Annotated in this window: 20 protein-coding genes and 1 pseudogene; 15 read left to right on the plus strand and 6 right to left on the minus strand. The window is 72.7% G+C overall.

Features of this window, described 5'->3' with window-relative positions; all coding sequences use genetic code 11:
• The first annotated feature begins 18 nt into the window (after positions 1–18).
• Positions 19–1,563: a serine hydrolase gene (locus OG885_RS03380; RefSeq protein ID WP_405725700.1), complete on the plus strand. Its 1,545-nt coding sequence runs from the start codon at positions 19–21 to the stop codon at positions 1,561–1,563.
• Between the two features lie 13 nt (positions 1,564–1,576).
• Here the strand turns inward: OG885_RS03380 and OG885_RS03385 are convergent, their stop codons facing one another.
• A complete protein-coding gene (locus OG885_RS03385; RefSeq protein WP_405725703.1) occupies positions 1,577–2,362 on the minus strand; it encodes a helix-turn-helix domain-containing protein in 786 nt (261 codons plus the stop codon).
• 70 nt (positions 2,363–2,432) lie between these two features.
• Here OG885_RS03385 and OG885_RS03390 point away from each other — a divergent pair, with 70 nt between their 5' ends.
• Both OG885_RS03390 and OG885_RS03395 read left to right on the plus strand, forming a co-directional pair.
• Complete coding sequence (locus tag OG885_RS03390) at positions 2,433–3,251, plus strand: phytanoyl-CoA dioxygenase family protein (RefSeq protein ID WP_405725706.1); 819 nt, start codon at positions 2,433–2,435, stop codon at positions 3,249–3,251.
• Positions 3,248–3,526 (plus strand): hypothetical protein, encoded by a 279-nt coding sequence (locus OG885_RS03395; protein ID WP_405725709.1) that lies wholly within the window; start codon positions 3,248–3,250, stop codon positions 3,524–3,526. The genes OG885_RS03390 and OG885_RS03395 overlap by 4 nt, the downstream gene beginning before the upstream one ends.
• A gap of 15 nt (positions 3,527–3,541) precedes the next feature.
• On the opposite strand, the gene OG885_RS03400 is transcribed toward OG885_RS03395, so the two are convergent.
• Entirely contained in the window at positions 3,542–6,361 is a 2,820-nt protein-coding gene (locus tag OG885_RS03400; RefSeq protein WP_405725711.1) for an ATP-binding protein, read from the minus strand.
• Positions 6,362–6,502: 141 nt separating this feature from the next.
• Here OG885_RS03400 and OG885_RS03405 point away from each other — a divergent pair, with 141 nt between their 5' ends.
• The 5 genes from OG885_RS03405 (at position 6,503) to OG885_RS03425 (ending at position 10,994) form a co-directional block, all read left to right on the plus strand.
• On the plus strand, positions 6,503–7,516 hold the full coding sequence (locus OG885_RS03405) for a helix-turn-helix domain-containing protein (RefSeq protein ID WP_405725714.1): 1,014 nt from the start codon (positions 6,503–6,505) through the stop codon (positions 7,514–7,516).
• Positions 7,513–8,451 (plus strand): helix-turn-helix domain-containing protein, encoded by a 939-nt coding sequence (locus OG885_RS03410; RefSeq protein WP_405725717.1) that lies wholly within the window; start codon positions 7,513–7,515, stop codon positions 8,449–8,451. Before OG885_RS03405 ends, OG885_RS03410 begins: the two co-directional genes overlap by 4 nt.
• Before the next feature lie 273 nt (positions 8,452–8,724).
• The gene (locus tag OG885_RS03415) at positions 8,725–9,693 is read left to right on the plus strand and encodes an alpha/beta hydrolase (RefSeq protein ID WP_405725720.1); all 969 of its coding nucleotides are present in this window, start codon (positions 8,725–8,727) and stop codon (positions 9,691–9,693) included.
• A 20-nt stretch (positions 9,694–9,713) separates the two neighbouring features.
• Positions 9,714–10,430 carry an alpha/beta fold hydrolase gene (locus tag OG885_RS03420; protein ID WP_405725723.1) on the plus strand — a complete coding sequence of 239 codons (717 nt, stop codon included), beginning with the start codon at positions 9,714–9,716 and terminating at the stop codon, positions 10,428–10,430.
• A 111-nt stretch (positions 10,431–10,541) separates the two neighbouring features.
• Positions 10,542–10,994: a VOC family protein gene (locus OG885_RS03425; RefSeq protein ID WP_405725726.1), complete on the plus strand. Its 453-nt coding sequence runs from the start codon at positions 10,542–10,544 to the stop codon at positions 10,992–10,994.
• On the opposite strand, the gene OG885_RS03430 is transcribed toward OG885_RS03425, so the two are convergent.
• Positions 10,991–11,554: a dihydrofolate reductase family protein gene (locus OG885_RS03430; protein ID WP_405725729.1), complete on the minus strand. Its 564-nt coding sequence runs from the start codon at positions 11,552–11,554 to the stop codon at positions 10,991–10,993. The genes OG885_RS03425 and OG885_RS03430 overlap by 4 nt on opposite strands.
• Positions 11,555–11,731: 177 nt before the next feature.
• Between OG885_RS03430 and OG885_RS03435 the strand changes: the two genes are divergently transcribed.
• Both OG885_RS03435 and OG885_RS03440 read left to right on the plus strand, forming a co-directional pair.
• Entirely contained in the window at positions 11,732–14,737 is a 3,006-nt protein-coding gene (locus OG885_RS03435; protein ID WP_405725732.1) for a glycosyl hydrolase, read from the plus strand.
• 104 nt (positions 14,738–14,841) lie between these two features.
• Positions 14,842–15,489, plus strand: a complete 648-nt coding sequence (locus OG885_RS03440) for a dihydrofolate reductase family protein (RefSeq protein ID WP_405725735.1) — start codon at positions 14,842–14,844, stop codon at positions 15,487–15,489.
• Positions 15,490–15,509: 20 nt separating this feature from the next.
• Here OG885_RS03440 and pgm read toward each other — a convergent pair whose 3' ends face one another.
• A complete protein-coding gene (gene pgm, locus OG885_RS03445) occupies positions 15,510–17,150 on the minus strand; it encodes a phosphoglucomutase (alpha-D-glucose-1,6-bisphosphate-dependent) (protein WP_405725738.1) in 1,641 nt (546 codons plus the stop codon).
• 144 nt (positions 17,151–17,294) lie between these two features.
• On the opposite strand from pgm, the gene OG885_RS03450 reads away from it, so the two are divergent.
• On the plus strand, positions 17,295–17,930 hold the full coding sequence (locus OG885_RS03450) for a class I SAM-dependent methyltransferase (protein ID WP_405725741.1): 636 nt from the start codon (positions 17,295–17,297) through the stop codon (positions 17,928–17,930).
• 136 nt (positions 17,931–18,066) lie between these two features.
• Complete coding sequence (locus OG885_RS03455) at positions 18,067–18,573, plus strand: cupin domain-containing protein (protein ID WP_405725744.1); 507 nt, start codon at positions 18,067–18,069, stop codon at positions 18,571–18,573.
• Between the two features lie 64 nt (positions 18,574–18,637).
• On the opposite strand, the gene lexA is transcribed toward OG885_RS03455, so the two are convergent.
• Entirely contained in the window at positions 18,638–19,309 is a 672-nt protein-coding gene (gene lexA, locus OG885_RS03460) for a transcriptional repressor LexA (protein WP_405725747.1), read from the minus strand.
• A 113-nt stretch (positions 19,310–19,422) separates the two neighbouring features.
• On the opposite strand from lexA, the gene OG885_RS03465 reads away from it, so the two are divergent.
• Positions 19,423–20,151 carry a 2-phosphosulfolactate phosphatase gene (locus OG885_RS03465; protein ID WP_405725750.1) on the plus strand — a complete coding sequence of 243 codons (729 nt, stop codon included), beginning with the start codon at positions 19,423–19,425 and terminating at the stop codon, positions 20,149–20,151.
• Between the two features lie 58 nt (positions 20,152–20,209).
• Here the strand turns inward: OG885_RS03465 and OG885_RS03470 are convergent.
• A pseudogene (locus OG885_RS03470) lies at positions 20,210–20,574 on the minus strand (hypothetical protein); the annotation flags it as partial.
• Between the two features lie 219 nt (positions 20,575–20,793).
• On the opposite strand from OG885_RS03470, the gene OG885_RS03475 reads away from it, so the two are divergent.
• Both OG885_RS03475 and OG885_RS03480 read left to right on the plus strand, forming a co-directional pair.
• Positions 20,794–22,227, plus strand: coding sequence for a diacylglycerol/lipid kinase family protein (locus OG885_RS03475; protein WP_405725753.1), 1,434 nt, complete (start codon positions 20,794–20,796; stop codon positions 22,225–22,227).
• Complete coding sequence (locus tag OG885_RS03480) at positions 22,220–22,816, plus strand: phosphatase PAP2 family protein (RefSeq protein WP_405725756.1); 597 nt, start codon at positions 22,220–22,222, stop codon at positions 22,814–22,816. Before OG885_RS03475 ends, OG885_RS03480 begins: the two co-directional genes overlap by 8 nt.
• The last annotated feature ends 4 nt before the right edge of the window (positions 22,817–22,820 follow it).

Here is a 22,820-nt window from a genome sequence, read left to right on the forward strand (position 1 = left end):
GGGTCTTTCAATGGAGGGGTGAGCACTCTTGGGTGGATCGCCGCGGCCGGACTGTCGGCGCTGCTGGGCGCCGCTTCACCAGGGCCCTCGCCGCCCCCTCCACAGCCCCCGCCCCAGCTCGACGACGCGGAGGTCCAGCGGGCCGTCGACCAGCTGGACGGTGTGGTCAAGTCGGCCATGAAACGCACCGGGACCCCCGGCGTGGCGGTCGCCGTGGTGCATGACGGCAAGGTGGTCCATCTCAAGGGCTACGGGGTCCGCAAGGCCGGTGAGAAGGCCGCCGTGGACGCCGACACCGTCTTCCAACTGGCGTCCGTCTCGAAGCCGATCGCCTCCACCGTCGTCGCCGGAGCGGTGGGCGTGGAGGGCTGGACCCAGCCCGTCGCCCCGAACGTGCCGGATTTCCGTCTGAAGGACCCGTGGGTCACCTCCCATGTGACGGTCGCCGACCTCTTCTCGCACCGCAGCGGCCTTCCCGACCACGCCGGGGACCTCCTGGAGGACCTCGGCTACGACCGCGAGTACATCCTTTCCCACCTGCGCTACGAGCCGCTGACCCCGTTCCGCGCGAGCTACGCCTACACCAACTTCGGGCTGACGGCCGCAGCCCAGGCCGTCGCCGACGAGAAGGGCGTGTCCTGGGAGAAGCTCGCCGAGGACACCCTCTACAAGCCGGCCGGCATGAACTCCACCAGTTCCCTGTTCGAGGACTACGCGAAGTCCGCCGACCGGGCCTGGGGCCATGTCAAGACTGCCGACGGCGAGTGGAAGGCCGAGTCCGTGCGGGACCCGGACGCGCAGTCCCCGGCCGGCGGCGTCAGCTCCAGCGCCCGGGACATGGCGAGGTGGCTGCGGCTCCAGCTGGGCGACGGCAAGCTGGACGGCAAGCAGGTCATCGACGCCAAGGCCCTGGAACGCACCCACTGGCCCGAGGCGGTCTCCAACCCGCCCCACGCGGCGGCCGGCCGGACCGGCTTCTACGGCCTCGGCTGGAACGTGAGTTACGACGACGCGGGCCGGCTCAAGCTCTCCCACACCGGAGCGTTCGCGCTGGGCGCGCACACCAACGTCACCATGCTGCCCGGCGAGGACCTCGGCATCGTCGTCCTCACCAACTCCTCGCCGGCCGGGGTCGCCGACGCCGTGGCCCTCGACTTCTTCGACATCGCGGAGACAGGCAAGGTCAGCCGCGACTGGATCCCCCTGGTGGACGGGCTCTACCAGCAGCAGGCGGACGAGGGCCGGTCGAAGACCGACTACGCCCACCCGCCCTCGGGTGCCGCGCCCGCGAAGGCGGCCGACACCTACACCGGCACGTACGAGAGCGACTACTACGGGCGGGCGCAGGTCGTCGCCGACGCCAAGGGCCACCTGACCCTGCGCCTGGGTCCGGAGCCCCAGTCGTACCGGCTCACGCACTACGACGGTGACACCTTCAGCTTCGAGACGGCCGGCGAGAACGCGGTCGGCCGGACCGGGGTGTCCTTCGATCCGGGCAAGAAGTCCTTCACCGTCGAGTACCTCGACGCCCAGGGGCTGGGCACCTTCACGCGGACCGGCTAGAGGTGCCGGGCGCTCACCCGCTCGCCGCCTGGCGCACCGCGCGGGGTGAGGCGCCCAGTTCCTTGCGGCACGTCTTGTTGAACGCCTGGAGGTCGGCGATGCCGACGGCGGCCGCGATGGCCGGGATCGCGAGGGTCGAGGCGTTCAGGAGGTGCCGGGCGCGCTCCATGCGGCGGTGTCTGATGTAGCCGACGACCGTGTACCCGGTGTCCTCGCGGAAGAGACGGGTCAGATGGGTGTGCGAGACACCCGCGGCGCGGGCGACGGCCGGGATGGTCAGGGGTCCGGCCAGGTGTTCCTCGATATGGGCCATGGCCGTGCGCAGCGCGGGGTGGCGCGGGCTCGGGCTGTTGTCCGCGGAGCCGGTCAGGGTGGTCGTGCGCCACAGCACCGTCCACAGCTCCGCCGAGGCGCGCAGCGGGGACTGGGTGCTCGCCGCCACCGTCTGGCGCAGCAGCCCGCTCAGCACGGCCGCGTCCGCGCCGGTGTCCTGCATCGCCGGTAGCCGGCGCCGCTCTCCGCTGCCGGGCAGCCGGAAGTGGGCGTAGAGGTGCTCGCAGCGCGGGGCGTCGTAGTGGAAGTGGACCTCCGTGTCCGGCGGCACCAGGCTCAGATGGCCGGGCCGGATCGGGTGCGCCACCCCGCCGAACTCCAGGGTGCCGGAGTAGCTGTACAGGTGGAGCTGCCACAGTCGCGGCAGCCGGAAGACCTCGTGCGGCCCCGCCGCCCCGTGCACGCCCACACCCGCGTTCGCCACCTGGGGCGGCAGATCGAGGGCCAGTTCCACCTGTTGCCACATGGTGGAAAATTACCAGCAGTCGTCGATTACGACCCATTGCAGGAGAGGTGGACGAACCTAGGCTCGGCGTATGTCAACCACACCTCAGCTGTTGAGCAGCGTCCAGGTGGCGCGGTTCGTGGCACACGGTTTCCTGCGTCTCGACGGCGTCGTCCCGGCGGAGATGAACGAGGAGGCGCTCCGCGTCTTCACCGGCGATCTGCCGGTCGTGCCGTACGGCACCCCGGTCCCGAAGGCGTTCCCCGAGGGCTCCTTCGCCCGCAGGCTCGTCGAACTGCCCGCCGTGGCGAGGGCGTTGGAGAGCCTGGTCGGTCCGGACCCGACCGTCGACCACCACTTCGTGCACACGCGTGAGCCGCACGAGGGCAGCGCCCAGCCGTTGCACGCCGACGCCCTCATCGACGTCCGCCCGGACGCCTTCGACGTGCAGCTCATGTACTACCCGCAGGACGTCACCGCGGACATGGGCGGCACCCTCGTCGTGCCGGGCAGTCATCTGCGCCGCACCAACGAGTCCGACACCGGCCGCTACCAGAACCTCCTCGGCCAGACCCGGCTGACCTGCCGCGCCGGCACGGTCATGCTGCTGCACCACGGCATCTGGCACGGCGGGCGGCGCAACGACAGCGACACCGTCCGCCACATGTACAAGATCCGCTTCAACCCGACCGTGCCACAGGTCCGGTTGTGGGACGTGTCGGACCTGAACTCCCCTGACGTGGCCGCCGAGTTGGGGCACACCTTCCCCTGGTACGAACCGGCGACCGGCCGACTGGAGATCCACCACCGGATCCACCTGTGGCGCGCCCTGAGCGGGGACAGCGACTTCGACATCGACCACTGGGCCACCCGTATCGCCAACCGCCCCGCCCTGAGGAGCCAGGCATGACCGTCACGGACCGCCAGCAGGTGCTCGTCCTGTATCTGTCCACCTCCGCCCTCGACTCGGGCGTCGTCGGCTGGGCCCGCTACGACGGCACCGGCACCACCCGTCCCACCACGGGCGACAGCGACGAACCCCCGTACGCCACCGGTGTCGCCGCCCTCCAGGACGGCTGGCGGCTCTTCCAGGCCGCCCAGCTCATCCCGCCCTACCCGGGCGCTGAGCACCAGACCTCGTTCCTCAAGCACGAGTTCTTCTTCGAGAAACTCGTCCGACTGTGAGGCGCCGAGGAGTTGTCAGTCCGAGCCCGGCAACCGGCCGAGGGCGTCGCGCAGTTGGGCGCGGCCGGTGATGCCGAGCTTGGGGAAGATCTTGTGCAGGTGGAAGCCGATGGTGCGCGGGGAGAGATAGAGCCGGGCACCGATGTCCCGGTTGGTCAGGCCCTCCGCGGCGAGTTGGGCGATCTCCAGCTCCTGCGGGGTCAGCCCGGCCAGGGCGTCGGACGGGGCGGCGGGAGTCACGGGCACGCCCGCCGCGCGCAGTTCGGCGGTGGCCCGCTCGGTCCAGGGGCGCGCGTCCAGTCGTACGAAGGTGTCGAGGGCGGCCGTGAGATGGGGGCGGGCCTCGGCGGCGCGTCGGCGGCGGCGCAGCCATTCGGCGAAGTCGAGGCGGGCGAGGGCGTGTTCGAAGGGCCAGCGGGCGGCTGCCGGGTCGTCGGTCGCCGCGCGGAAGTGGGGTTCGGCGTCCTCGGGTTCACTCAGCAGGGCCGAGGCGCGGTGCACGATCGCGGCCAGCCGGGCGGAGCGCGGCTGTTCGAGGGTGCGCCGCACGGCGTCGAGCACGGTGCGGGCGTCGTCGGTGCGGCCCGCGCGGACGGCCGCGGCGGCGAGGTCGGCGAGGTGGTAGAGGGAGGCGTGGTAGTGGACGGGGGCCGGCCGGTCCTCGTCGGTGAAGGCGCGGCGGAGCTGGCCGTACGCCGTCTCGTGGTCGCCCTCCGCCAGCGCGGCGAGGGCGAGCGCATGGCGGTGACGGACGTACAGGCTGCGGGAGTTGCGCAGGTCCCGGCCGCGGACGGCGTCCGCCACGAGGGCCCGGGCGCCGGTGTGGTCCCCGCGGGCGGCGCGCACGGTGGCCTGGAGGAGCGGTGAGCCGACGCCGACGTTGTCCGCGCCCGCCTCCGTCGCCAGCCAGAAGGCCTCCTCGGCGGCGGCCAGGGCCTCGTCCCAGGCGCCGCTCTCGAAGTGCGCGAGGGCCAGTGCCTGCGCGACGGTGCAGTTGGCGCCCGCCGTGGCGGCCCGGCGCAGATGGTCCATGGCCCGGCCGAGCAGACGTACGGCCTCGTCGGTCTCGTCCAGGATCCAGGCCGCGCCGCCGAGGGTGACGAGTGCGGGCAGGGTGCCGTCCGTGTCCTCGGACAGGGTGTCGACGCCGTGGGCGAGGTTCTTCAGCGTGCGCTGCCGGTCGGTGAACGGCTGGGTCGCCGCGCGCGTCCAGACCCGGTCGGGCCCATCCGGCTCCTCCGCGACAAGGCTGTCGATCCGCTGGATCTCGTGCCGGTGGCGGGGGTCGCCCGAGTTGTACGCCGGGGTCGCCGCCGTGCCCAGTGCGCTGAGGGCGAGGGCCGGTGCCGGGGTGGCCATGGACGCGGCGACGGGGAGCAGGAAGGCGAGGGCGTCGTCGTGGCGCAGGGTGACGGCGAGGGACCAGCCGGCCCGCAGGGAGGCTTCGGCGAGGAGTTGCGGGTCGTCGGTCAGCGTGGTGACGCGGCCCGCGATCTCCCCGACCCATTGCGGGTGGCCCGCGTACATGGCGGATTCGGCCGCGAGGAGCAGGCGGCGGGCCCGGGTGTCCGGCTCGGGGGTGAGTTCGGCGGCGCGTTCGAGGGCGGTCGCCGCGGCCGCGTGTCCGCCTCGGTGCTGGAAGCGGCGCGCGCTCTCGGCCAGGGCCTCGGCGATCTCCTCGTCGGGGCCGAGGGCGGCAGCGGCGAGATGCCAGGCCCGGCGGTCGGGTTCGTGGGCCAGCGCGGCGGCGAGCGCCAGATGGGCCGCACGGCGTTCGGCGAAGGTGGCCGCCTGCTGGACGGCCGAGCGGACCAACGGGTGGCGCAGCCGCACCCGGCCGTCGTCGACCCGTACCAGGCCCGCCTGCTCGGCCGGCTCCCACACCTCCGGCCCGCTCACACCCGGGATCTCCGAGAGCTGAGCGGTGCCCGCCGCCGCCACCAGCAGCAGGGCGCGCCGCGTCGCGGACGGCAGCGTGGGCAGGTCGGCGGCGAACAGGTCCTCCAGGCGTGCGGTCAGCGGGAGGGAACCGGTCGCCGCGAGCTCCCGGCCGGCCGGATCGCGGGTGAAGGCGCGCGTGAGTTCGATCAGGGCGAGCGGATTGCCCGCGGCCTGCGTGAGGATCTGCGAGCGGATCCGGCCCTGGGGAGGACGCGGCTGGGCGTCCAGCAGCCGGCCGGCCGCGGCCCGGTCCAGCGGGCCCGCGCTCAGATGTGGGAAGTCGCGGTCGAAGCGCGCCGGGACCGCTCCGTCACGGGCGGCGAGCAGCAGGGACACCGGCTCCCCGTCCAGGCGCCGGGCGGCGAACGCGAGGACGTCCAGTGAGCCGACGTCCAGCCACTGGGCGTCGTCGACGGCGATCAGCAGGGGACGCTCCGCCGCCGCGTCCAGGAGCAGGGTCAGCACCGCGGTCCGGATCGTCAGCGCGTCGGGCGCCGACGCCCCGTCGGCGCGGTCCATGCCGAGCGCGTGGCGCAGGGCGTCGCGCTGGTGTGCGGGCAGCCGGTCGAGGCCTGGGAGCACCGGACGCAGCAGCTGATGCACCCCGGCGAAGCCGAGGTCCTGCTCCCCTTCGCAGCCCCGCACGCGCAGCACCCCGCGGTCCAGCTCCGCCGCCCGCGCGATCGCCCGGTCGACCAGGGCGCTCTTGCCCGCGCCCGGCTCACCGGTCAGCACGAGCACGCGGGGGCCGCTGGCGTCCGCCGCGTCGATCAGCCGCGCGATCCGCGACAGCTCACGCTCTCTGCCGAGAAGCGCGGGGTCGTCCTCCAGCCCGGCGCCGAAGTCCCCACTGCCACTGCTGTCACTGCTGTCGCCGAAGCCACCGAAGTCCATCAATTTCCGTTCCCGCCCGCCCCACTCACACCCCATCCTGCCAGGTCGGACGCGGAGACCGGTCATATGACAGAAGCGGGGCCCGCCACCGCGCTGACAGCATCGAGGACCGGGTAGGGCACGAAGACCGGGGGCACGGCCATGGGTGGCGAAGCGGACGATTCCGTCAGGGCGGACGAGTGTGCGGTACGGCGGCGCGGCCAGGTGTTCCGCACGAGTTCGGTGCCGCCACGCGAGAGCCTGGAGTTCTGGCACGACGCCGTACTCGCCACGCTGGTGGGGATGGACATCCGGACGCAGAGCGGGACGTACGACGCCACCATGCGCACGGACCGGCTGGGCGAGCTCCGTCTCACGACGGTCGACTGCGATCCCGGGGAGGTCCACCGGAACTCCGGCCAGGTCGCGCGGGGGGACGGCACCCAGGTGTTCGTCGCCGTGCAGGCCAGCGGCACCGCCCAGGTCGAGCAGGACGGCCGGTACACGGAACTGGCACCCGGTGACATCGCGTTCTTCGAGACCGTCCGCCCGTACCGCACCCGGTTCCCGGAGCGGTTCCAGCTGAAGATCTTCGCCGTGCCGCGCGGTCTCCTCGGCCAGCCGGAGGCGGCGCTCGGCCGGCTCACGGCACGGGCCATCCGTCCGGTGAGCGGGCTCGCCGCACTGCTGTCACCGTTCATGACGCGTCTGGCGGACACCTCCGAGAGCTACACCGGGCCGGTGGCCGACCGGATGGCCGACAGCGCCGTGGGTCTGCTGGCCGCGACGGCCGCGCAGCAGCTGGGCGAGGACCCGGCCGACCTGCCCGGCACCGAGCGGGTGCTGCTGCTGCGGGTCCAGCGGTTCATCCGCTGGAACCTTGCGGACCCGGACCTCACGCCCGCGGTGATCGCCCGGGCCCACGGCATCTCCGTGCGCTATCTGCACCGACTCTTCGAGCAGGAGGGCACGACGGTCGGCCGCTGGATCCGCGGCCTCCGGCTCCAGGAGTGCCGCAGGGAACTGACCGACGCGGCCGACATGGGCAGCGTGGCCCGCCGCTGGGGCTTCAGCGGCACCCCGCACTTCGGACGGGCGTTCCGCCGGGAGTACGGCACCTCTCCCACGGACTGGCTGCTGGGCGAACGCGCGGGTCACGCCCTGGAGGCGTCATGAGGGCGCCGACGCACGGGGAGCGGTCCTTCTCGACCGCGTACGGCGAGGTCGAACTGGTCGTCCCCGCCGACCCGGAGTCCTGGCGAGGCTCCCTGCGCCTGCTCCACCTGGGCATGCTGCAGATCGCGACCGAGGAGTCCGACGCGGTGGAGGTCGTAAGGACCGCCCGCGACGCGACGGCGGACGGCAGGACACACCTCTTCGCCCGCCTCCAACTCGAAGGCACCGCGCTGGTGTTCCAGGACGGCCGCCGGGCGCGGCTCCGCCCGGGAGACCTGGCCTTCCACGACGCCGGCCGGCCCTTCAGCCTGGCGTTGCCGGAACGGCAGCGCGCTCATGTCCTGATGATTCCCCGGCAGTTGGTGCGGCTGGGCGAGGCGGACATCCGCCGGGTCATGGCGAGGACCATCGGGGCGGCGGGGCCCGAGGGCCCGGCCTCGCTGCTGCTTCCGTTGTTGGGCGGCCTCGTGGACGAGATCCACACGGCCGCACCGGCCGCCCGCGAGGAACTCGCCCGCGCCGTCACGGACCTCCTCGCGGCCCTGGCCGCCGCTCAACTGACGGCGACGGGGCACCAGCGGCCTCCGGCCGGCGCGGGGGAGACCGCGATCTTCGAGCGCGTGAGGACCAGCATCGAGGCGCGCCTCGGTGAGCCCGAACTCTCCCCCAAGGTCCTCGCCGAGGCGCACGGCATCTCCCTGCGCTATCTGCACAAGCTCTTCCAGGAGCGGAGCACCACGGTCGGCGCGTGGATCCGCCGACGCAGGCTCGAAGCCTGCCGGGCCGAGCTCGCCCGCCCCTCGGCGGCCGACCGCTCCATCGCGGCCGTGGCCGCCCGCTGGGGTTTCGTCAGCCCCGCCCACTTCAGCCACACCTTCCGCAAGGCGTACGGGATGTCACCCGCGCAGTACCGCGCACGGGGGCACGGCGGCTGACGAGGTACGCGTCCGCGACCTCCACCCGTGCACGTCCGCGACCTCCACCCAGGCACTGCCGGACGGACGCCCGCGCCCTGTCGGACCGGCACCCGTGCGCTACCGGACCGACGGCCACGCACTACCAGACCTGCACCCGCACACTGCCGCGGCGGCACCCGTGCACTGCCGGACCGCCACCGGTGCGCTGTCGGGCAATTCACCCCGTCCCCGCGGTTCTAGCGTCGTCCTCGAAGCGCCCGCACAGCGCATCCGAACACTGAGGAGAACCACATGTCCGACGTCGTCGAGCCGGTCCAGCCGGTGCTGGAGCCGGCAGCCGCCGCCTTCGCCGAGGCGACCGCCAACCCGCCCTACCTCTTCGACCTGCCGCCGGCCGAGGGCCGCAAGGCGGTCGACGAGGTGCAGTCCGGGGACATCGCCAAGCCCGCCGTCGACGAGGAGTGGGTCACCGTCCCGGGCGGCCCCACCGGCAGCGTCCGGGCCCGCGTCGTCAAGCCCGAGGGCGCGACCGGCAGCCTGCCCGTGGTCCTCTACATCCACGGCGCGGGCTGGGTGTTCGGCAACGCCCACACCCATGACCGCCTGGTGCGCGAACTCGCCGTCGGCGCGAACGCCGCCGTGGTCTTCCCCGAGTACGACCTCTCCCCCGAGGTGCGCTACCCGGTGGCCATCGAGCAGAACTACACGGTCGCCAAGTGGGTCGTCGAGCAGGGCGCGTCGAAGGGCCTGGACGCCTCCCGACTGGCCGTGGCGGGCGACTCGGTGGGCGGAAACATGACCGCCGCGCTGACGCTGATGGCCAAGCAGCGCGGTGATGTGCCGCTGGTCCAGCAGGTGCTGTTCTACCCGGTCACCGACGCAAACTTCGACACGCCCTCGTACCACCAGTTCGCCACCGGCTACTTCCTGCGCCGGGACGGCATGCAGTGGTTCTGGGACCAGTACACGACCGACGAGGCCGAGCGCGCCCAGATCACCGCGTCCCCGCTGCGGGCCACCACCGAGCAGCTCACCGGGCTGCCCCCGGCCCTGGTCATCACCGGCGAGGCGGACGTCCTGCGCGACGAGGGCGAGGCGTACGCCAACAAGCTGCGCGAGGCCGGCGTCGCGGTCACCGCGGTGCGGTTCCAGGGCATCATCCACGACTTCGTCATGCTCAACGCCCTGCGCGAGACCCACGCCGCCGAGGCCGCGATCACGCTGGCCGTCGACACCCTGCGCACCGCGCTGCACGGCTGACCCGAGAAGGAGAACCGCACATGTCCACCACTCCCACCGTCCTCCTCGTGCACGGCGCCTTCGCGGACGCCACCAGCTGGTCCGGGGTGATCGAGGAACTCCAGAAGCACGGCGTCCCCGTCATCGCGCCGCCCAACCCGCTGCGCGGCCTCGCCTCCGACGCCGCCTACGTCGCCTCCGTGGCGGCCCAGATCGACGGCCCCGTCGTCCTCGTCGGCCACTCCTACGGCGGCGCGCTCATCACCGTGGCCGGTGTCACGGAGAACGTGGTCGGTCTGGTCTACGTGGCGGCCTACGTCCTCGAAGAGGGCGAGAGCCTCGGCGAGTTGCAGGGCCGCTTCCCGCTCTCCCCGCTCGTCAGCAACCTCAAGGAGTGGACGTACCCGATCCCGGGCGGCGAGCCCGGCGTCGAGGTGACCATCGCCGAGGACGCGTTCCCGTCGGTGTTCGCCGCTGACGTGCCCGCGGACGTCACCAAGGTCCTGGCGGCCGCCCAACGCCCGCTGGCCGCCTCGGCGTTCGGGGAGACCGCGCCCGTCGCCGCGTGGCAGACCAGGCCCTCGTGGGCGCTGGTCGCCGGCGCGGACGAGGCGATCAACCCCGAGGTCGAGCGCTTCGGCGCCAAGCGGGCCGGGGCCACGATCGTCGAACTGGAGGGCGCCTCGCACGCCGTGGCGGTCTCCCGCCCCAAGGAGGTCGCCGACCTCATCCGTGACGCGGTCCGCGCGACGAGCTGACGCGCGCGGAACGGACAACGGCACGGCCGGACTTCTGTACTGTGTCCGGCCGTGCCCTTGCCCTTCCCCGGGCCGCGGGCGGACGGAACACACTCCCCCAGGAGGCCCGGCATGGCGATCCAGCGCATGGACAACGTTCTCATCGTGGTCGACGACCTCGACGCCGTCATCGCGTTCTTCGTCGAACTCGGCATGGAGTGGGAGGGCACGATGCCGGTCGAGGCAGGCTGGGCGGACCGCGTCATCGGGCTCCACGGCGCCCGGCAGGACGTCGCCATGCTGAGGACCCCCGACGGCCACAGCCGACTGGAGCTCACGAAGTTCCACACACCGAAGGCGCTCACCGCCGAACCCGCGCCCGCACCGGTGAACACGCTGGGCCTGCGCCGCATCATGTTCGCCGTCGACGACCTCCAGGACACCCTCGCCCGGCTGCGCCCCCACGGCGCCGAACTCCTCGGCGAGGTCGAGCGGTTCGAGGACAGCTATCTGCTCTGCTACGTCCGCGGCCCAGAGAACCTCCTCGTCGGCCTGGCCGAGCAACTCGGCGGCCAGGCCCGCTAGCGCTTCACACGGTGGCGGAGGTACACCACCCCCGACCCGATGGCGCGGGTCTCGACGAGTTCGAGGTCCACCCGGCGCTCCTCCCGGGGGAAGAGCGGGGTGCCGCCGCCGACCAGTACCGGGTAGACCATGACCTGGTACTCGTCGATCAGGCCCGCCGCGGCCGCCTCGGCGGCGAGTGTCGCGCCGCCGATCGCGATGTCGCCCTCCCCCGGCTCGGCCCGCAGCCGCTCGATCTCCTCCGCCACAGTGCCGGAGGCCAGTCGGGCGTGGCCCCGCACCTCCGACAGCGTGGTGGAGAACACCACCTTGGGCAGCGGATTCCAGAGCGCGGCCCACTCCTGCTCCGCCTCGTCGAACGAGGCCTGCTGCTCGGGCGACTCCCAGTACAGCATCGTCTCGTAGAGCCGCCGCCCCAGCAGATGGACGCCGACCTGCCGGATCTCCTCGATCCAGAAACGGAAGACCTCCTTGTCCGGTGCCGTCCAGTTGAAGCCGCCGTCCGGCCCGACGATGTAGCCGTCGAGGGAGCAGCTCATCGAGTAGGTCACGCTGCGCATCAGAAGTCCTCCTGGGTGCGGGGTTCGACAGTAAGACCGTCGGGCGCCGCGAAACTCATCGCGACGCGCACAAGCCGGTTGCTCCTCGCACGGATCTTGACTCGGACGGGATCGCGCACTTAGCGTTCCGGCGTTTACGACAGATTGAATCGTTTCAGTAAATGATGGGGGCGCACCATGCAGAAGCCCGTTCCGCGGCCTGGCGGGATATCCCGGCGTACCGTGCTGGCCGCGGGTGCGGCCACGGCCCTCACCGTGGCGGGCGCGGCGCACGCCGGTGCCGTACCGCTCAGCGGCCCGCCGAAGCTGTCCGGCGACTGGTTCCGCACACCGCCGCGCTCCGTGCGTCCCAGGTTCCGCTGGTGGTGGCCGGACGGTCTCGTCGACCCGGCGGAGATCGCCCGTGAGATCGACCGGATCGCCGACGCCGGTTTCGGCGGGGCCGAGATCGCCGCCGTGCACCACAGCATCAAGGACAAGTCCGTCCTCGACACCGCACACCACGGCTGGGGCAGCGCCCCGTGGCGGGAGGGCGTCGAAGCCGCCCTGCGGCAGGCCGCCCGCCGGGGCCTGACCGTGGACCTCACGCTCGGCCCCAGCTGGCCCGTCGCCGTCCCCGGCGTCACCCCCGACGACGAGGCCGCCGCCCGCGAACTCGCCTACGGCCGCGCCTCCGTGCCCGCCGGCACCACCTACCAGGGCCCGGTGCCCGAACCCGTACGCGCCGCCGCGAGCGGCGTCACCTCGCGCACGCTGCTCGCCGTCCAGGCGGCCCGCGTCGAGCCCGCCAACGCGACCCGCAAGGAGACCGGCCTCGACCTCGCCAGCGTCCAGGACCTCACCGCCGCCGTGGCGGACGGCGCACTCACCTGGACGGCGCCGGCCGAGGGCGACTGGGTGCTGATCTCCTACTGGCAGCGCGGCACCGCCCAACAGCCCGAGTCGGGCCCGCACTCCGCCCCGGCCGCCTACGTGGTCGACCACTTCAGCCCGGCCGGCACCGCCGCCGTCACCGGCTTCTGGGAGCGTTCCGTGCTCACCGGCCCCGTGCGCAGGCTGCTCCGGGCCGCCGGCGGTGCCTTCTTCGAGGACTCCGTGGAGCTGGAGACCGACTCCCTCGTGTGGACCCAGGCGCTGCCCGCGGTCTTCGAGGAGCGCACCGGCCGTTCCCTGCTGCCGTACCTCCCGGCTCTCGTCCTGGACAAGAGCAATCAGGTCTTCGCCTTCGAGGCGCAGGTCACCCGGCAGATCAGGCACGACTTCTGGGAGACCGTCTCCCACTTGTTCAACACCCACCACATCACCGCCCTGCGGGACTGGGCGCACTCCCTCGGCATGGGGCTGCGGTCGCAGCCGTACGGCCTCCAGACCGACGCCATCGCGTCGGCCGCGCTCCTCGACATCCCCGAGGGGGAGTCGCTCGGCTTCAAGAACCTCGACGACTACCGCTGTCTCGCGGGCGGCCGGGACATGGCCGGGCACACGGTGCTGTCCTGCGAGTCGGGCGCCTACAACGGCTCGGCCTACAGCACGACCTGGGACCGGTTCCTGCGCACCATGGGCGGCGCCTACGCGGCCGGTGTCAACCAGACGGTGGTGCACGGCTTCTCCTACGCCACCGCCCCCGGTGTGAGCTGGCCCGGCTTCGCCGCCTTCAGCCCGTACAACGGCGCCCCCGGCTACGGCGAGTCATGGGGTCCGAGACAGCCGACCTGGCGACACGCTCCCGACATCGCGGGCTATCTCGGCCGGATCCACCAGGTGCTCCAGACCGGCACCCCGCGGGTCGACGTGGCCGTCTTCCGGCAGACCGGCTACACCGCCACCGGCATCGGCGCCTCCTGGTTCACCGCGTCCGGCGTGCCGCTCGGCTGGACCCACCAGTTCCTCAGCGGGCCACTTCTCGATCTTCCCAACGCCCGTGTCTCGGAAGGCCGGTTGGCCCCCGAAGGCCCCGCCTACAAGGCGCTGTTCGTCGAGGGCGACTTCTTCTACTCCTCGACCCCGACCCTGGCCCTCGCCGACGCCCGCAAGCTGCTGAGCCTGGCCCGTGCGGGGCTGCCCGTCGTCCTGCTCGGCGCCTTCGACCAGGCCCTGACCCCGGGCGTGCCCGGCGCGGACGAGACGGCGCGACTGCGCGAGGTCCTCGCGAGCCTCCTCGCCCTGCCGAACGTCACCAGGGTCACCGACAAGGCCGCCGTCGGCGACGCGCTCGCCGCCCTCGGTGTCGCTCCGGACGCCCGGTACGCCACCTCCTCGACCCTGCTCAACTTCCACCGCGTCAGCGGCGACACCGACCTGTTCTACCTCTGCAACGGCAAGCACGCCGAGACCGTCAAGCCGCCTGTCGCCGCCATCGACCACGCCGTCACCCTGCGCCCGACCAGACGCGGCACGACCGTCCCGTACCTCCTCGATCCATGGACGGGCGAGGTCAGCCGGATCGGCCGCTACACCGAGGACGACGACGGCATCACCCTGCGCGTCACCCTCGAACCCGGGCAGGCCACGGTCGTCGCCCTCGGCCGCCCGGGCCTCTTCGGGGACCGCAACGGCGGTCGGCAGTACGCCGTGGCGAGCGACGCCGACAGCGTGCTGTTCACCGGCCGTGGTCTGGCCGTCCGTGCCGCGGCCGCGGGCACGTACACCACCCGGCTGTCCCGCGGCCGTACGGTCACCACCACCCTGCCCGCCGTGCCCGCACCGGTGCCCCTGGCCAGTTGGCGGCTCGACGTCGAGGACTGGACTCCCGGCGCCGGACCGACCGACACCGACATCGTCCGGCGCACGCTCTTGCTCGACGCCCTGCTCCCCTGGTCACAGATCCCCGAACTGGCCGACTCCGCCGGCATCGGCCGCTACCGCACCACCGTGGCCCTGCCCGCCGACTGGTCCGCCGCACACGGGGCGCACCTCGAACTGGGCGTGGTCAGCGACACGTTCCGGGTCACCGTCAACGGCATCCGGCTGGCCCCCGCCGACCGGCTCCACCCGGTCGTCGACCTCGGCGGCCATCTGCTGCCCGGGAGCAACGTGATCGAGGTGGAGGTGGCGACGCCCCTCATCAACCGGCTCCGGGTGGCCCAGCCGGCCGTCTTCGGCACGGCCGCCCGTCAGGCGTACGGACTCTCCGGGCCGGTCCGGCTGGTGCCGTACGTCCAGGGGCTGGTGGACTTGGACTGACGACGCGCTGGCGGGCGCGTTCCCGGGTTTTCTCCGGCCGACTCGGCGATCCTGGAGGGAGCCAGGACGAAGCCCGACCGGAAGAACACGAGGAGTCGCCCGCCATGTCACTAGCCCGCGTCCACAACTTCGCGATCTCGCTCGACGGCTTCGCCACCGGTGAGGGGCAGAGCCTCGACGCACCGTTCGGTCACGCCGGTGAACGGCTGCACGAATGGATGTTCGCGACTCGCTGGTGGCACGAGTCGAGCGGCCGCTCGGGCGGGAACAGGGGCGTCGACGACGTCTTCGTGCGGCAGTTCACGCCCGGTATCGGCGCCGAGATCATGGGCTCCCGGAAGTTCGGCCACCCCGAGTGGCACAAGGACCCGGAGTGGAAGGGCTGGTGGGGTCCCAACCCGCCCTTCCACACACCGACCTTCGTCCTCACCCACCACCCGCGTCCGTCGATCGAGATGGAGGGCGGGACCACCTTTCACTTCCTCGACACCTCGCCCGCCGAGGCGCTGGCGACGGCCCGCGAGGCCGCGGACGGCCAGGACGTACGCATCGGCGGGGGCGCCACCACCATCCGCGCCTTCCTCACGGCCCGACTCATCGACCATCTGCACGTGGTGGTCGTACCGATCGTGCTCGGCCGGGGCGAGCGCCTCTGGGACGGCCTGGAGGCTCTGGAGGAGGCGTACGACGTCGAGTCCGCGCCCTCCCCCAGCGGGGTCACGCATCTGACGTTCACCCGCAAGGAGTCCTGAGCCGACCGCCCCCGCGCGGGTCAGCTGCCCAGCGCGTTCAGCACCACGGCCCTGGCCTCCTCCTGGACCTGCCGCAGATGGTCCGCGCCGAGGAACGACTCGCCGTAGATCTTGTAGACGTCCTCGGTGCCCGAAGGGCGGGCCGCGAACCAGGCGTTGGCGGTGCCGACCTTGATGCCGCCGAGGGCGGCGCCGTTGCCGGGCGCCTCGGTGAGGACCGTGGTGACCGGCTCGCCGGCGAGGGTGTCGGCGGTGACCTGGCGCGGGGAGAGCTTGGCGAGCAACGCCTTCTCCTCACGGGAGGCGGGGGCGTCCACGCGCGCGTAGGCGGGGGCGCCGAAGCGGTCGGTGAGCTCGGCGTAGTGCTTCGAGGGGGTCTTGCCGGTGACCGCCGTGATCTCGGAGGCGAGCAGGGCGAGCAGGATGCCGTCCTTGTCGGTGGTCCACACCGAGCCGTCGCGGCGCAGGAAGGAGGCGCCGGCCGACTCCTCGCCGCCGAAGCCGAGCGTGCCGTCGGAGAGGCCGTCCACGAACCACTTGAAGCCGACCGGCACTTCGACCAGCTCCCGGCCGACGTCCGCCGCGACCCGGTCGATCATGCTGGACGACACCAGCGTCTTGCCGATCCCGGCCCCCGCCGGCCACTGCGCGCGGTGCGAGAACAGGTAGGAGATCGCCACCGCCAGATAGTGGTTGGGGTTCATCAGGCCCCCGTCCGGCGTGACGATGCCGTGCCGGTCGGCGTCGGCGTCGTTCCCGGTGGCGATGTCGAAGCGGTCGCGCTGCTCGATGAGCGAGGCCATGGCGTACGGCGAGGAGCAGTCCATGCGGATCTTGCCGTCCCAGTCGAGCGTCATGAAACGCCAGGTGGGATCGGTGAGCGGGTTCACCACCGTGAGGTCGAGCCGGTGCTGCTCGGCGATCCGGCCCCAGTAGGCGACCGAGGCGCCGCCGAGCGGATCGGCGCCGATCCGCACCCCGGCGGACCGGATCGCGTCCAGGTCCAGGACGTTCGGCAGGTCGGCGACGTAGGCGCCGAGGAAGTCATGGCGACCAGTACCGGGGGCGGCCAGGGCGCGGGCGTACGGGACGCGCCGTACGTCCTTCAGACCGCCGAGGATGATCTCGTTGGCTCGGTCCTGGATCCAGGAGGTCGCCTCGGAGCCGGCCGGGCCGCCGCTCGGCGGGTTGTACTTGAAGCCGCCGTCGGCGGGCGGGTTGTGCGAGGGGGTGACCACCACGCCGTCGGCGAGGCCGGAGGTGCGGCCCCGGTTGTGGGTGAGGATGGCGAGCGACACCGCCGGGGTGGGGGTGTAGCCGTCGGTCTGGTCGATGAGGACGGTGACGTCGTTGGCGGCGAACACCTCCAGGGCCGTGATCCGGGCGGGTTCGGAGAGGGCGTGGGTGTCGGCGCCGAGGAAGAGGGGGCCGTCGGTGCCCTGGGCTGCGCGGTACTCGCAGATGGCCTGGCTGGTGGCGGCGATGTGGTCCTCGTTGAAGGCTGCCGCGAGGGACGAACCCCGGTGCCCCGAGGTGCCGAACGCCACGCGCTGCCCGGGCTCGGCCGGGTCGGGGTGGAGCGCGTAGTACGCCGTGACCAGCCGGGCCACGTCGATGAGGTCCTCGGGCCCGGCGACCTGTCCCGCTCGCGCGTCCTGCATTTCCCCGCTCCTCCGCAAGAGTCGACCGTTGGGTACGGCCCATTCTCCCCTGCCCGGAGCCCGGGGACGCGCATCGGGCACCCGTTGTGGCACGTGTACGGCGGATGCGACGATGCGGGTCGACGAGCGAAGGGGACCTCGACGATGGCGTACGACGAGCAACGGCCGCCCGCCGCCGTGCTGTTCGACGCGCTGGGCGCCGACTACGAGAAGGCGTTCGCCCACGCGCCCGCGCACCTCGCCGCACTGGAGTGGCTGGCCGAGCGGCTGCCGCCCGCCGCCCGCGTCCTGGACGTCGGCAGCGGCACGGGACGGCCCACGGCCGCCGCGCTCGTCGCGGCGGGTCACTCGGTGCTGGGCGTCGACATCTCCCCCGTCATGGTCGACCTCGCCGCCCGTCAGGTGCCGCAGGCCGAGTTCCGCCACGCCGACATCCGTGAACTGCCCCTCGAAGCCGACGTGTTCGACGGGGTGTGCGTGTTCTTCTCGCTGCTGCAGATGACCCGTGCCGAGCAGTCGGCCGTGCTGGCCCGGCTGGCCGGGGCCCTGAAGCCCGGCGGGCATCTGGTGCTGGCCACGGTGCCCGCGGACGTGGAGGACGTCGAGGTGGTCTTCATGGGCCGCCCGGTCCGCGCGACGAGCTTCGCCGAGGAGGGAGTGACCGCGGTGGTGGAGGCGGCCGGCCTCACCGTCCTGTCCCGCCACCAGCCCATGTTCACCCCCGACCATCCGGACGCGAGCCCCGAGCCCCACCTGTTCCTGCACTGCCGCCGCGACTGACACCCGCGTCCGGTTTTCGCCGTACTAGGTCCCCGGCCCTCGTCCCGGCCCGGGCCAAGATCGGCCGCGAGCCTGATGCCGTCGCCCTACCGCGGGAGACGCCCTTTGCGGTGAGACACCGTCAAAGGAGTGCAGCATGTCGTATCTCTCCTACCCGGAGCCCCGCTACCACGGCGACAAGGGGGAGGTGAACGCGGCCTTCCGCCCGGCCGACACCCCGCCGGACGTCTCCTCGCCCGGCGGCGCCACCCACTACCTCGCCACGCACGAGTCGACCGGCGGTGAGTTCGGGCTCTACAAAGCCGAGTTGGGGGCGCGGTCCGCGGGCGCCAAGACACACTTCCACAAGGCGATCTCGGAGTCCTTCTACATCCTCTCCGGGGAACTGGAGCTCTACAACGGCGAGAAGTGGGTCACCGGTCGCCCGGGGGACTTCCTCTACGTGCCCGTAGGCGGTCTGCACGCCTTCAAGAACGTGACCGACGAGCCCATGTCCATGCTCATGCTGTTCTCGCCCGGCGCGCCGCGCGAGGAGTACTTCGAACAGGTCGCGGAGATGAGCCGGCGCAGCGCCGAGGAACTGAAGGAGTTCCGTGTCCGACACGACAGCTATTTCGAGGAGGACTTCGAGGCCGGGACCTAGGAAAGGAAAGGGCGTCGGGGGCCGTGAACTCCGTCTGTTCCCGCCGGCTGACCGTCATCGCCGGTCAGAGGACGCGCAGGACTCCGACCACCTTGCCGAGGATCTGGGCCTGGTCGCCCGGGATCGGCTCGTAGGCGGGGTTGCGGGGCATCAGCCACACCTGGCCGTCCTGGCGGCGGAGCACCTTCACGGTGGCCTCGTCCTCCAGGAGCGCGGCGACGATGTCTCCGTGGTCGGCGCTGTCCTGGCGTCTGACGGTCACGATGTCGCCGTCGCAGATCGCCGCCCCGATCATCGAGTCGCCGGACACCGTCAGGGCGAACAGGTCGCCGTCGCCCACCACCTGCCGGGGCAGGGAGTAGACGTCCTCCACCATCTCGTCGGCGAGCAGCGGTGCGCCGGCCGCGATCCGGCCGACGAGGGGTACCTCGACGGGTTCCGCGCCTCGGTGGCCCAGGTCGGGTGCCCAGGAGGGGCGGACTTGGTAGGCGCGGGGGGTGTGGGGGTCGCGGTAGAGGACGCCCTTGCGCTCCAGCACCATCAGCTGGTGGGCGACCGAGGACGTACTGGCGAGTTCCACGGCGTGGCCGATCTCCCGCATCGACGGCGGGTAGCCCTGCCGGTCGACCGTCTCGGTGATGTAGCGGACGATGGCCGCCTGGCGGCTCGTCAGCTCTCCTTCGGCGACCCGGGGCCCCGGGGGACGGCCCCGGCGGGCGGGCGTTGTGTTCTCCATCCGGGGCACCTCCGTACAAGATCCTTACGCAATGTGACCATAACCCACCCTCACCCTAATGGGAACACCGATTCGATCGGCGGTCCCGGCCCGGTCTCGGCCAGACTGGGGTGATGACTCATCGATTCGTCGGCGTCGGGGCGCTCACCGACGTTCCACGCGTGGCGGTCGTGATCGACGTGATGCGGGCCTTCACCGTGGCCGCCTGGGCCTTCTCGCGGGGTGCGGAGCGGATCGTCCTGGCCTCCTCGGAGGAGGAGGCACTGGCGTTGAAGGCGGCTTCTCCGGGGTGGCTGGCGCTCAAGGACGGGCCTCCGGCGGCGGGGTTCGACGCGGTGAACTCGCCGGGGCTCATGAGATCGGCGGATCTGGCCGGTCGTACGGTGGTGCAGAAGACGACGGCCGGCACCGTGGGCGCGCTGGCGGTCGCCGACGCGCCGCTGGTGCTGTGCGCGAGTTTCGTGGTGGCGGGCGCGACGGCGCGGTTCCTGCGCGCCGAGGGGCGGGAGCCGGTGACGTTCGTCGTCACGGGTGAGGACGGGCGGGCCGACGAGGACCTGGCCTGCGCCGAGTACATCGGGCGGCGCATCACCGACAGCGATGTCGAGGCGGGCCCCTATCTCCGCCGGGCGCGGACTTCCAAGGCAGCCGGTGAACTCGCCGACGGAGTGCGGCGCGGATACCGCGGAGTTGATCCGGACGACGTCGAACTGTGCCTGGAGGCCGACCGGTTCGACTTCGTGATGGCGGCCCGGCGGGAGGAGTCCCTGCTGGTGCTGCGGCCCCTCCCCCGTGCCGCTGTCGACGACGGGGGCGAGGAACGCCGTACTGCTCGCCGGTGACCGGTTCGGCCCAGGTGGCGTCGAGCGTTGCTCGTGCTGCCGGTGACCCGTTCGGGCGTCAGGGCTTCAGGAGTGCCTTGATGGCGCGGCGTTCGTCCATCGCCTTGTAGCCCTCGGCCACCTGGTCAAGCGGCAGGGTCAGGTCGAAGACCTTGCCCGGGTCGATGCGGCCCTCGAAGACGTGCTGCCGACGCCGTCGGTGAGGTCCTTCACCCGGGCGATGCCTTCTTCGCCGCGCTCGGTGACGATGTCGGTGGAGCCGGGCCCGACCTGCGCGGCCTGGGCCGCGAACCAGCCGGTGCCCATCACGTCGGACAGGGCCAGCAGGCTGGGCAGGAAGTCGTCGGCAGGGTGCTCGGGCGTGGCGACCAGGGTGCCGTGGGCGTTGGGGATGCGCACGTACTCGGCCTGGCAGGTGCTCAGCCTGACGTGGGTGACCTCGCCGCCGACCGCCACTCCCCCGTAACGAGCCGGCCCGCGCGGTTCCGCGTCTCCTCCTCGTGCCGCGCCGACCGCTTTCGCGGCAGCGGAGCCGCGCAACCGGCACCGCGGCGGAGCAAAGGGACTGCGGTCGGGCGATCTTTGCGGAGAGAATGGCACTACCAGCCCAGACCTGGGGTCTCGCGAATCTCCCGGAGCATCATGAACACGGCCCCCTCGACGAACCGCACGAAGCCGGGCGGCTCCGACGGACGGGCGCGGGCCCTGGCCCGGCTCGCACTGCTCTGTCTGGCGGGCGCCGTCGCGGCCGTGGTGGCAGGTGCGGGCCAGATCCTCATCCTGCTGCTGGGCCTGGGCGGACTGGGGCTCGCCGGCGCCGGCCTCTGGTGGGCACTGGCACACCGGGGACTGCCGCGGCTGTTCGGCGCCCTTCTGGCCGTCGCCGCGCCGGTGGGCGTGCTCGTGCTGTACGCCGTCTCGGGGCTGTGGCTGTACGCGGTGGCGGCGCTCGGCGCGTGGGCCGCGGCGCTGGCCTGCGCCAGAAGTGCGCTGCGTCGTCGGCGCCGACCGCACGGCATGCGCTCGCGTTCCGTACGGCCGCCCAACCGACCCGTGCTGATCATGAACCCGCGGTCGGGTGGCGGGAAGGTCGCCCAGCATGAGCTGGTGGAAAGGGCAGAGGCGCTGGGCGCACGGGTCATCCTGCTGGACCTGGACCTGGACACGGGGGCCGAGGCCGACGCCGCTCCCGCCGCTCCCGGTGGCCCCCCGCCTCCTGCCACCCGCCCCGACCCCGCCGCGCTGGCCCGGCAGGCCCTCGCCGAGGGGGCGGATCTGCTCGGTGTGGCCGGCGGCGACGGCACGCAGGCGCTGGTCGCGGAGGTGGCCGCGGCGCACGGCGTACCGTTCATGGTCCTGGCCGCCGGGACCCGCAACCACTTCGCGATGGACCTGGGTCTCGATCGCACCGACCCGGCGAGCGGCCTGGACGCCCTCACGGACGGCGTGGAACTCCGTGTCGACCTGGGCGACGTGGCCGGGCGGCCGTTCGTCAACACGGTGTCCTTCGGGGCGTACGCCGAGATCGTGCAGAGCCCCGACTACCGCGACGCGAAGGCCGTCACCGCGCTCGACCAGCTGCCGGACCTGCTGACCGGCGAGGCCTCCTCCAAGCTCCAGGCCCGGGCCGACGAGGAACCGCTCCCGGTGCCGCAGGCGCTCTTGGTGAGCAACAACCCCTATGTCCTCGCCGACCCGCTGGGCGCCGGGCGCCGAGAGCGGCTCGACGCGGGCCGGCTGGGCGTGCTCGCCGTACGGATCGAGGGCGCCGCCCAGGCCGCCGAGCTGGCGTTCCGGGGTGAGCGGGCCAGCGGCATCACCTCGCTGACCGCACGTCGGGTGACCGTCGAGGCCGACGCCGATGTCATCGCCGTGGCGGTGGACGGCGAGGCGCTCACCCTGCCGCCGCCGGTGGTGTGCACGGTACGGCCCGGCGTGCTGCGCGTCCGGGTGCCCCGGCACCGGCCCGGCGCGCCCTACATAGCACCGTCCGTGGACTGGCGGCGCATCGTCCGCCTCGCCTTCGACCGCCCTTCCCCGATCACCGGCACGACGCAGGAGCACAGCGATGCCTGACCGCCCCCAGCCCGACCGCCTCGATCCCCGAGCGCTGCTGCGCGATCTCGCCGCCCTCGACCAGGCGCTCTACGAGGCCGTGACGGTCACGCACACCCCGACGCTGGACCACGCCCTGCGCCGGCTGTCGGCGGCGGCCGACCACTCCAAGATCTCGTTCGCGGTGGCCGGGCTGCTCGCTCTGTGCCCCGGCCGCCCGCGCCGTGCCGCGGCCCTCGGGGTGGCGGCGATCGGCGTCGCCTCGACGACGGCGAACCTGCTCGGCAAGCGGCTGGTGCGCCGGCACCGTCCGCACCGGGCCGAGGACTCGCCCTTTCCCGGGCGGCACGTCCCCATGCCGAAGTCCGCGTCGTTCCCCTCCGGCCACACCGCGTCGGCCGTCGCCTTCGCGGCCGCCGTCGGCCCCGTCCTCCCGGTCGCCACGCTTCCGCTCGGTCTGCTCGCCTGCGCGGTCGGGTACTCCCGCGTCCACACCGGTGTGCACTACCCGGGCGACGTCATCGCGGGCGCCGTACTGGGCACCGGCGCGGCGGCCGCCATCCTCGCCGCCACCGGGTGGGACGGCCCGCACCGCACCCGCCTGCCCTGATGCC

It is taken from the genome of Streptomyces sp. NBC_00028, assembly GCF_045041065.1.
Taxonomy (GTDB): domain Bacteria; phylum Actinomycetota; class Actinomycetes; order Streptomycetales; family Streptomycetaceae; genus Streptomyces.